General features: G+C 50.3%; 10 protein-coding genes. 2 read left to right on the top strand and 8 right to left on the bottom strand.

Translation table 11 applies throughout. The features are described 5' to 3' along the window. Positions 1 to 153: 153 nt before the first annotated feature. The 4 genes from P2G88_RS09095 to P2G88_RS09080 form a co-directional block, all read right to left on the bottom strand. Positions 154 to 969, bottom strand: a complete 816-nt coding sequence (locus tag P2G88_RS09095) for a methyltransferase (protein ID WP_275795547.1) — start codon at positions 967 to 969, stop codon at positions 154 to 156. A 96-nt stretch (positions 970 to 1,065) separates the two neighbouring features. Then, positions 1,066 to 2,571, bottom strand: a complete 1,506-nt coding sequence (dgt, locus tag P2G88_RS09090; RefSeq protein WP_275795546.1) for a dGTPase — start codon at positions 2,569 to 2,571, stop codon at positions 1,066 to 1,068. Between the two features lie 93 nt (positions 2,572 to 2,664). Then, entirely contained in the window at positions 2,665 to 2,859 is a 195-nt protein-coding gene (locus P2G88_RS09085) for a prolyl oligopeptidase family serine peptidase (RefSeq protein WP_275795545.1), read from the bottom strand. Positions 2,860 to 2,983: 124 nt separating this feature from the next. Continuing rightward, entirely contained in the window at positions 2,984 to 3,703 is a 720-nt protein-coding gene (locus P2G88_RS09080; RefSeq protein ID WP_275795544.1) for a transporter substrate-binding domain-containing protein, read from the bottom strand. Positions 3,704 to 3,905: 202 nt separating this feature from the next. Between P2G88_RS09080 and P2G88_RS09075 the strand changes: the two genes are divergently transcribed. Next, a complete protein-coding gene (locus P2G88_RS09075) occupies positions 3,906 to 5,663 on the top strand; it encodes a monovalent cation:proton antiporter-2 (CPA2) family protein (RefSeq protein WP_275795543.1) in 1,758 nt (585 codons plus the stop codon). Here the strand turns inward: P2G88_RS09075 and amrS are convergent. Then, positions 5,660 to 6,766 carry an AmmeMemoRadiSam system radical SAM enzyme gene (gene amrS, locus P2G88_RS09070; RefSeq protein ID WP_275795542.1) on the bottom strand — a complete coding sequence of 369 codons (1,107 nt, stop codon included), beginning with the start codon at positions 6,764 to 6,766 and terminating at the stop codon, positions 5,660 to 5,662. The two genes, P2G88_RS09075 and amrS, sit on opposite strands and share 4 nt — an antisense overlap. Before the next feature lie 74 nt (positions 6,767 to 6,840). Here amrS and amrB point away from each other — a divergent pair, with 74 nt between their 5' ends. Further along, entirely contained in the window at positions 6,841 to 7,626 is a 786-nt protein-coding gene (gene amrB / locus P2G88_RS09065) for an AmmeMemoRadiSam system protein B (protein WP_275795541.1), read from the top strand. Between the two features lie 10 nt (positions 7,627 to 7,636). On the opposite strand, the gene P2G88_RS09060 is transcribed toward amrB, so the two are convergent. From P2G88_RS09060 to P2G88_RS09050, 3 genes are read right to left on the bottom strand one after another with little or no spacing between them, the layout of a single operon-like run. Beyond that, a complete protein-coding gene (locus tag P2G88_RS09060) occupies positions 7,637 to 8,254 on the bottom strand; it encodes a GntR family transcriptional regulator (RefSeq protein WP_275795540.1) in 618 nt (205 codons plus the stop codon). Then, positions 8,251 to 9,423: a benzoate/H(+) symporter BenE family transporter gene (locus P2G88_RS09055; protein ID WP_275795539.1), complete on the bottom strand. Its 1,173-nt coding sequence runs from the start codon at positions 9,421 to 9,423 to the stop codon at positions 8,251 to 8,253. The genes P2G88_RS09060 and P2G88_RS09055 overlap by 4 nt, the downstream gene beginning before the upstream one ends. A 51-nt stretch (positions 9,424 to 9,474) precedes the next feature. Further along, positions 9,475 to 9,858 carry a hypothetical protein gene (locus P2G88_RS09050; protein ID WP_275795538.1) on the bottom strand — a complete coding sequence of 128 codons (384 nt, stop codon included), beginning with the start codon at positions 9,856 to 9,858 and terminating at the stop codon, positions 9,475 to 9,477. Positions 9,859 to 9,872 lie beyond the last annotated feature (14 nt).

Raw genomic sequence — 9,872 nt, 5'->3', positions numbered from 1 at the left:
CCTCAATCACGCTTAAGAAAAAATCAGCCGATCCCATCAATAGGTAAGGAGCCACGGAAAACTCACTGGATGGCCCTAAAAAACAAAACCCCACCAAAATGGTGGGGTTTATCATCAATCTGAGGCGCCTAAAAGGCGCCTACCGAAACAAGATTATTCTTTAACAAACTTCAATGTCATACGATCACTTTCGCCAATAGCAAGATACTTGTCCTTGTCTTGTTCACCCAATGCCAGACGTGGAGGTAGAGTCCACACGCCCTTCGGATGATTGGCGATGTCTTTGGGATTGGCGTTTATCTCTGACTGATCAACCAGTTTAAATCCGGCTTTTTCAGCCATTTTAATCACATAGTCCTGCAACATGTAGCCGCTTTGTTCCTGATCATTGGCAGAACGCGCAGCAGGTAATCTGTGATCCACAACGCCTAACACGCCACCAGGCTTGAGTGCGGTGTGAAAGCCTTTAAATGCCGCCAGCAATTTCTCTTCGCCGCCGCCACGCATATACCAGTTATGCACGTTGCGGAAGGTTAACACCATATCCACTGTACCCGCAGGGGCTACCTCGGTGATTTGTGGGGGCTGAAAGCTAGAGATTTTTACTTTGTCATAAATGGCGGGAGAAGCGGCCATTTTTTTCTCAAAGTCTTCTCGCGCAGTGGTGAAATAACTCACGCCGGAATTAGGATCAAACTGAGCTGCGTAAAAGGTGCCCTTATCACGTAAATAGGGCGCCAGGATCTCGGTATACCAGCCACCGGCGCCGGGCCACACTTCAACCACGGTCATATCCGGGCGAATACCAAAGAATTCCAGGGTTTCTTTGGGATGACGGTAGACGTCACGGGCTTTGTTTTCGTCACTGCGATGGTCTGCTTTGATAGCATCATCGAGGCTGATGGCCAAGGCACTGGCACTGCCCAGGGTCAGGGCTAATCCAAGTCCCAGCCAACGTAATTTTCTCATCTGTTTCTCCTGTTTATTGTTTTAGCTAAGCGAGTGAAATAAGCAAAGCCCCTATACTAGACCAGTTATCTCAAATTTATGTGTTTGATTAAGCACTTATGCGCTGAGTGCCAGTAATTCGCGATATTCTTCCAGGGCGAATTGATCGGTCATGCCACTGACCATATCCTGTAGCAAGCGGCAACGATAATAAGCCTCCCACAGTCTTTGACGCGATGCCGATTCCTGTTGGTGTGCTTTTACGGCTAACTGATAAGCACTGATATGTTTTTTGGGCAGGCGTTTGGCTAAGCGAGACTCAATGAGGAGATCCCGATGTCCGCCGCTAATGACCTGCTGGAAATCATCAGCACTTAATACAAGCAAAGGCCGATATTGGTTCAATAGCTCGGTAATAATTCGATAGCCTTGCAGTTCCAGGGTTTGCACTTCTGCAACGCTGAAAATATTACGGATGGCGACCCGTTTAAAGGTCTCGATAAGGCGGTGTTGCAACGAGTCATCTTCCAGCAGGGCACGATTTAAGGTGCCATGATAGATGGCTTCAATATTATCGATAAAACTTTGTGCGGCATGTTGCACCAGCGGATGGATCAGGTTTACCCGCAGCCAGACAAAAAACTCGTGCACCTTGTTGATAGGCTCCTGTTGCGCCCGCTGCAGCAATGAGCTGATCACCTGACGGAAACTTCTTTTATCAGTACCTTTGCCGGTCAGCCATGGCGTATCGGCTTGACCCTGCTGGTCATCAAATTCATCGATAAGAAGCTGGGCAAGGCGTTCGATGCTAAGCAGGCCTTTTTCCACACCGTCTTCGATATCGGCCAGGCAGTAGGAGATATCATCGGCTGCTTCCATCAGGTAAGTCAGCGGGTAACGGCAGCCGGACTCAAGCGCCAATTGGTTTTGCATGTCTTTAACAAAGGCTTGTTCTGACAGATAAAAGCCGGGCTTCTTCTGCAGATAGCTTTGCGCCGATGATTTGTCCGGCTTGGGCATATGTGCGCCACGGGTGTATTTCAGTACACAGGCACTTTGCGCATAAGTCAGGTTCAGGCCGAGCAAACTATGGATCAGGCGAATGGCCTGAGCATTGCCCTCAAAGGTGGCGGCATCCATGACTAACTCGTTAGCAAGAACGGTGTCAGCCGCTGCTGCCCTGAATATTTCTAAGTTGGGTAAGGTTTGTTGAAACCAGCTGGAAATCGCCGCTTCACCAAAGTGACCGAAGGGAGGATTGCCGACATCGTGCATCAGGCAGGCCATTTCTACCAAACTTTCGATGGCCCGCTCCAAACCATCCAGGCCATAGTTGGCCGCGTCATCACCCAGCTTGTCATACAAGGTGCGCACTAAGAAACGCCCCGTTTGTTGTACCTCCAGACTGTGGGTCAGGCGGGAGCGCACCGCTGCATTGCGCTCAAGGGGAAAAACCTGGGTTTTTTGCTGCAGACGACGTATGGCCGCCGAATGCACTATGCGACCGCGATCACTTTCCAGCGCCCTTTCCAAACGGCGGATATCCAGTGATGTATCGGTATCCAGCGCGCTACGGTTATAGGGGCGAAGTGGACTCAGCTTGTCACGAAAATTTATAGGCATGCCATATTTTCCAAAATCAAAACAGGGCTAGCTAGCCAGTTTGGCGCAGTGCTTGTCAAGTGTGGGGCAGGAAAGCTGCCCCACAAATCAAGCTTAAAGGTGTGTCGAGAGGAAGCTTTCCAGTTCTTTTAGGGTGAGTAGGCGGTTTTCTTCCAGCTCCAGGCTGTGATTGCCTTTTGGCAGTTCCACATAGCGCACTGTTCCACCGGTATTTTGCAGTTCTTTGGCCATATCCTGGCTATGTTTGACAGGCACTATTCTGTCCTCGTCACCATGAATTAGCAGCACTGGCGCTTTTGTCTATGCACTCAAACTGAGTGGCGTGATGGCAGTAGGCTGTTGCAACCTATCCTGTTCCCCCTCTGAAACAATTGCATTTGAGCATCTGCTTTGAGAACAAGAGAGATCTTGCTTAGTTAAAGTTGTTCTCTACCAAGTAGTTTTCTCTTATTTGCTGGATGCGCCCTGCTGCTGCCATGCGAGCCAGTTCGTCACTGATAGCAGGCAAGATATGGGCATTTTTGTTGTGTAGAAAATGATAAAGGTCCTCTTTGATGAGCCCATTTCCAGACAGGCGGATGTCGGGTAGCTGCTCTTTTCTAAGGGCATGCAGGCCATTAATTTTGGGCAGCACAGCAATATCTATCCGATTCAGATGCAGCATTTGCAGAGCTTGTTCGTGGGTTGCCACATACTGACACACAATATTTCTCTCGCTCATGGCAAGGCGTATTACCTGCACTCCTATGACACAAATCAATCGATAAGGACGCAGGCTTTCCCAACCGTCTATCTGAATTTCCGGATTCTTGGTAAAGGCATAGCCCTCATTAAAATTTACGGGGGCAGGTACGGGTAGCAAGTTCTTAAACTCGGCACTAATACCCTTCACTCTGGAAAGCTCACCATCGAATTCGCCGGCGTTTGAGAGCATCAGAGCCCGTGGATTGTGCAAGCGTTCAACGCGAATATGGTAACCAATGTTTTGATAGGCTTCTCGCAGCACCCTTTCAGAAACCTCCTGAACCGCTGCTTCATCCGGTGCTGAGAAAACCAACTCTGCAGCTTGTAGTGTTGAACAGCCCAAAAGCAGGTACAAACAAAGAGGGCATTTTTTTAACAAGCTGGTCAACGATGCTGCACCCGGTGAATTATGCGAATGAGCTCAATATAGAGCATGTCAGCAAATTAGTTAGTTTCAAAGGGCATGTTCCCCCCAGCATAAAAGCGGTTATGGTCATCAATTACTTAGCGGTGAATCGGTAGTTATCGATCAACGGACATTTTTATGATGGGATAAGCTGGCGGTTAATTTTGCTTATTTGGGAAGAATAATGAGCCTGCTGTCTTCAGGATTGGTCTATCTCACTGCAACGGTCATAGCGGTGCCGCTCTTTAAGCGCCTGAAATTGGGGGCGATCTTGGGCTATCTGGTGGCAGGGGTGATTATCGGTCCTGCTGCACTGGGTCTGGTGGCCGATGCCGAACAAGTTCTGCATGTGGCAGAGTTTGGGGTCATCCTGTTGCTCTTCATTATTGGCCTTGAGCTAGAGCCGCAAAAGCTGTGGAAGATGCGTCAGGCGGTCATGTTGACAGGTGGAGGGCAGCTATTGCTCTCTGCTTTGTTGCTTTTTGCCATACTGATGTTTGTTTTTGCTCTGGGCTGGCCGCAATCCCTGGTGATTGGCTTGGCATTGGCGCTTTCCTCCACGGCCTTTGCTATCCAACTGATGGCAGAGCAGGGCATTCTTAAAACGCCGCCAGGGCAGCAAGGTTTCGCCATTTTACTGATGCAGGATCTGGCGGTAATTCCCATCTTATTGCTGGTGGAAGGGCTGGCGGGCAGTGCTGATGCCTCTGCACCAGCCTGGTATATAAGTCTCTCAGCGATAGCCTTTGTGCTGTTGGCCGGGCGCTATCTGCTCAATCCGCTGCTGCGTATCTTGGCTCGTTATGGCAGTGAAGAAGTAATGACGGCGGCGGCGCTGCTGATTGTGATCGCCACCGCCCTGGCCATGGAGCAGGCAGGCTTGTCCATGGGGATGGGTGCCTTTCTGGCTGGGATGCTGCTGGCAAACTCCAGTTTTCGGCATCAGCTTGAGACCGAAATCGAGCCTTTCAAAGGTCTGCTGTTAGGACTGTTCTTTATCGCAATCGGTATGAATCTGGATCTCGGACTACTGGTATCTGAGCCGCTATTTATCCTAACGGCGGCCCTCGGATTGATAGCACTGAAAACGTTGTTGATGACCGGCTTACTGATGGCCGCAAAGCAAAAGTCAGGGGATGCTATGCGGGTGGCGCTGATGCTCTCCCAGGGCGGCGAATTTGCTTTCGTGGTAATGACCCAAGCTGCCGGAAACGGCTTGATTGCCCCGGACTTGGCAGACAAAGTCAGTCTCATCGTGGGGATTTCCATGGCCTTAACGTCACCGGTGGTTATCTTGTACAGCTTGTTGGTAAACAGTCGACAATGTCCGCCGGTTTACGACACGGCGGGCAGTGATGACGAGCCACAAGTGCTGATTGCGGGATTCGGTCGCTTTGGCCAGATCAGCGCCAGGATCCTGACTGCTAACCATATTTCCTTTACCGCCTTGGATAAAGACGCCAAACAGATAGCCTTCGTCGAGCAATTCGGCAATAAGGTGTTTTTTGGCGATGCCTGTCGCCTGGACCTTCTCAAGGCAGCGGGTATAGAGCACGCCAAAATATTACTGATTGCTGTAGATGGGGAAGATGAGGTGCTGAAAATAGCGCAACTGGTGCGCGAGGAGTTTCCGCATATCCGTATCATTGCCCGCGCCCGAAATCGGATTACCGTGCGTAGCCTGCATAAGCTGGGAGTCCGGGATATCGTGCGAGAGATGTTTGGCGGCAGTTTGGAGGCGGCCAATCTGCTGCTTCGTGCACAAGGTTATTCCTCGTCTAAAGCCGAGTATATGGTGGATGTGTTCCGTCACCATGATGAGGCCATGTTACAAAGTTCATTGGATGAATCGGATGATATGCCTGGTCTGATTGAACGCAGCAAACGTGGACGCGAACAGCTTGAATCCTTGTTTACCCAGGATAAGCAAGATTTTAGCTAGAATGCCGAATCATTCGGACTTTGATTGAGCTTGACCGGTATACGCCGTCGCCCAAAGCCCTGGATGGGAGCGGTGAAGTGGCCGGCAATAATTGTACCGCAGTGGTTGCAATGGCCTTGATTATCCAGGTGGATGGCGCCTAATTCGTACCAATCCCGTTCAATCACCTCTTTTTGGCAGTTGGGGCAGTAAGTGCTGTCACTGGCTGCGTCGTGCACATTGCCGCAATAGACATAATGCAGACCATGGCTGAGGGCTATTTTTCTGGCTCTACGCAGGGTTGCTAGGGGCGTTCGGGGTTTGTCCATCATTTTAAAATCGGGATGAAACGCGCTGAAATGTAAGGGCACATCAGGCCCCAAGTGTTCTGCAAACCAGGCGCTTAAGGCGTGCAATTCTTGATCGGAGTCGTTTTCACCGGGGATAAGCAAGGTGGTGATTTCGACCCATACATCAGTTTCTTTCTTTAAGTAGAGCAAGGTGTCCAACACTGGTTGTAACTGCCCATGGCAAATCTTGTGGTAAAAGTCTTCACTAAATGCCTTCAGGTCAATATTGACCGCATCCATATGCCGATAAAAGTCTTCCCTGGGTTTCTCACACATATAGCCTGCTGACACGGCCACGCTTTTAATCCCCAGTTCATGGCAGGCTTGTGCGGTATCCATAGCGTACTCCATAAAGATCACCGGATCGTTATAGGTGTAGGCCACGCTATCGCAGCCATAGCGTTGGGCGGCCTTGGCAATCTCTTCGGGCATAGCGCTGTCGGCCAGAGTATCCACTTTTCGGGATTTGCTGATATCCCAATTCTGGCAAAACTGGCAGGTTAGATTGCACCCGGCAGTGCCAAAAGACAGTACCCGGGACCCGGGATAAAAGTGGTTTAGGGGCTTCTTTTCAATCGGGTCGATGCAGTAGCCGCTGGAGCGACCATAGCTGGTCAGGGTAATCTCCCCTTGATGGTGCATACGCACAAAACAGGTACCGCGTTTGCCTTCACGTAACTGGCAATGTCGGGGGCAGGCATCGCATTGCACTCGTCCATCTTCGAGTGCCGTCCAGTATTGTGTGGAAAAATGCTCTGGTGGCTCTTGCAACACGGTGCTCTCCTGCCTGACATCTATACTAAGTAGACTGGTTTTAAAGCATAGTTGCTCACAGGAATTTTGATCTTATGCATTGTCGCGCTCCTGCCGTTGCCGGGCGGTTTTATCCAATGGACAGTCGTAAGCTGCAGCAGACCGTAGTTGCCAGATTGTCTGAAGCACATCCTCCAATATCTAAAAGCCCGCCCAAGGCGCTGATAGTGCCTCACGCGGGCTATATGTATTCCGGTGCGGTGGCAGCCGAAGCCTATGCTTGCCTTCCTCCGATTCAAGAGCGTTTCCGCGAAATAGTATTGCTGGGACCCTGTCACTACCAGCCATTGCAGGGATTGGCATTACCAAGTCAGGAAGCCTTCAGTACACCCCTTGGTGAGGTTTCCATTCATCAGGGATGGCGTCAGTTGGCACTTAACCATCCGCAAGTCAGTGTGGATGACAATGCCCATCGCCAGGAGCATAGCCTGGAAGTGCAGTTACCTTTTCTACAATGTTGTTTGCAAGATTTTGAGATATTGCCGATGGTGGTGGGGCATGCCACGCCTGAGATGGTTAAACAGGTGCTGTCATCATTACCGCTATCTGAGAACAGCCTATTGGTGATCAGTACTGACCTCAGTCACTTCCATTCCTATGAGGAAGCCCGTCAGCTGGATGAGTTGACCGTCAGTCGTATTTTGCAATGTGATCAGCATATTCGGCCGCAACAAGCCTGTGGCGCCTATGCCTTAGATGGTGCTTTGGCCTATTGTCAGTCCCAAGGCTGGCAACCGCAGTTATTGAAACTATGCAGCTCTGGTGATGTGTCCGCTGACAAAGATCGCGTGGTGGGCTACGCCAGCTTTGTGTTGCATTAAGATGCAAACCTCAGCTCTTTTCCTGCAAGTGGGCCACCAACGCGAGGCCTGCTTGGGCGATATGGCTTTTAAGCAACGCCAGGGCCTTTTCGGTTTCTTGGTTCTCAAGATAAGTCAGCAGTTGATAGTGTTCCTGCTGACTTTGTCGTTGATGCTGCAAGTAGCGTGATTGGTAGCCTATATATCGCTGGGCTTGACGGCTAAGTGCTTCAACGGTGGAGAACAATGCCGGACGACCGGCGGCTTGATACAAGCAACTGTGGAACTGCTGGTTTAATTGGCCAATTTGCGCGGCATCCGTTGCACTATCCAGTGCCTCCAGCAGATCTTTGGCTTCCCCTAAACGCTGGCGATTAAGATAAGGGAGGGCGAATTCCAGCAACAGCGGCTCCAGATGCATGCGCATCAGGTAGATGTCTTCCACCTCCTTGGCGTTAAATTCGGGAACTTTGATCCCGCACTTGCCATGTAGGGTCAGCCACCCTTCACTTTGCAGCCTTTTTACTGCATCGCGCACCGGAATCCGGCTGATAGCATAACGCTCAGCCAGCATTTTCTGGGTTAACACCTGTCCGGGGATAAATTGCCCCTGCTGAAGATCTTCTTTTAACCGATGATAGAGACTCAAGGCTTTGCTCGCATAAAAAACCAAGTCAGCATGCCGCCGACCAGGCCCCAAAAAGCGGCCCCAATCCCAAAGAAACTGACGCCCGATGCAGTGAGAAGAAAGGTGACCATCGCCGCTTCCCGATCCTTAACCTCCTGGGTTGCCAGAGCCAGGCTGTTGGCAATGGTGCCTAGCAGCGCTAACCCCGCCAGTGTCGCTACCATGGCAGTGGGCAAGGCGGCAAACAACGCTACTACCGTCGCCCCACATAGCCCTGCTAATACATAGAAAAAACCCGCTGAAAGACCAGCGACATAGCGTTTGTCTTTGTCAGGATGGGATTCTGCGCCAGTACAGATGGCTGCGGTAATAGCCGCCAGATTAAAGGCGAATCCACCTAAAGGCGCCAGTATCAAGGAAGTCAGGCCGGTGCCTGTCAATACAGGTGAAACTGGCACACTTTCGTATCCACTGGCGCGTAATGTTGCTACACCGGGGATATTCTGCGAGGTCATGGTCACGATAAAAAGCGGTAAGCCCACTCCCAAAAGCACCGACCAAGATAGTTCCGGCCACACCCAAACGGGTGTCGCCAATTGCCAACTCAGGCTATCCAATGACGACTTTCCAACGACAGCGCTTGCTATCAGGCCTGACAGCAGAACCAAAATAATGGCGTATCGGGGAACAAATTTTTTAGTCAACAAATAGGTGGCTAACATGATCCCGACTAATAACGGGCTGGCTTTCATTGAAGTAAAAATGGCCAGGCCAAACTGCACCAAAATACCCGCAAGCATGGCACTGGCAATGGCCATGGGAATGCGCTTGCTAAGCCTATCGAATGCACCTGATAGTCCAAGCAAGAGTGTCAGCAAGGCCGCAAATATAAAGGCACCAATGGCTTGTGCTATGGGCACATTGAGTAAGCTGGTGGCCAGCAACGCAGCGCCCGGGGTTGACCAGGCAGTGATGACAGGGGCTTTGTAATACCAGGAAAAGCCAATGCAGGTGAGTCCCATACCAAGGCCCAACGCAAAGATCCAGGATTGCATCATCGCTTCGGTGGCCCCTGCTGCCTGAGCCGCCTGAAACACAATCGCCACTGAACTGGCAAAACCCACCAGAACGGCGATAAATCCGGCACTGATAGCAGACAGACTTAAATCATGAAATAGTGGCCTTGACAAAATGTATACACCTTAAAAAATGTATACATTTAGCTTAATGCAGCTTTAGTACTATTCCAAGTAAATAAAATAGACTTGCGCAAAATCAGCACCAATAGGACTAGGGGCGGTGATTACCCGGTATCGTTTTTCCTGATTTTTCTTGTTGGTGATAAATACGTCCATACTGATCACCTGACTACCACGCTCTGTTGCCAGTTCTAGCTCCAATTCCCATTGGTTGGCGACCACTTTTTGGTAGGAAAGGTCAGGGTAGGCCTTTTCCCACCAGCGATTTTTATCCGGAATATCTTTGGTGGTATAGCCAAGCTCATTAATAAAAGCCTGATTGAGAAATTCAACGGACTGATTCAGTTCATCTTCAGGCATTTGTTTGGCAATTAACGCAGGTAAGGGCAGAGAATCGAGAAATGCGAAGTACTGCTGCTTTTCCATTTACGTTGTCTGAG

It is taken from the genome of Aliiglaciecola sp. CAU 1673, from assembly GCF_029223185.1.
Taxonomy (GTDB): domain Bacteria; phylum Pseudomonadota; class Gammaproteobacteria; order Enterobacterales; family Alteromonadaceae; genus Bowmanella.
The sequence above is the reverse complement of the archived record's forward strand: the minus strand, read 5'-3'. Positions and strand labels throughout refer to the sequence as shown.

Coding starts and splice junctions, on each gene's coding strand:
- P2G88_RS09095 (WP_275795547.1), bottom strand. CDS start 969: ATGAGAAAATTACGTTGGCTGGGACTTGGATTAGCCCTGACCCTGGGC.
- dgt (WP_275795546.1), bottom strand. CDS start 2,571: ATGCCTATAAATTTTCGTGACAAGCTGAGTCCACTTCGCCCCTATAAC.
- P2G88_RS09075 (WP_275795543.1), top strand. CDS start 3,906: ATGAGCCTGCTGTCTTCAGGATTGGTCTATCTCACTGCAACGGTCATA.
- amrB (WP_275795541.1), top strand. CDS start 6,841: ATGCATTGTCGCGCTCCTGCCGTTGCCGGGCGGTTTTATCCAATGGAC.
- P2G88_RS09050 (WP_275795538.1), bottom strand. CDS start 9,858: ATGGAAAAGCAGCAGTACTTCGCATTTCTCGATTCTCTGCCCTTACCT.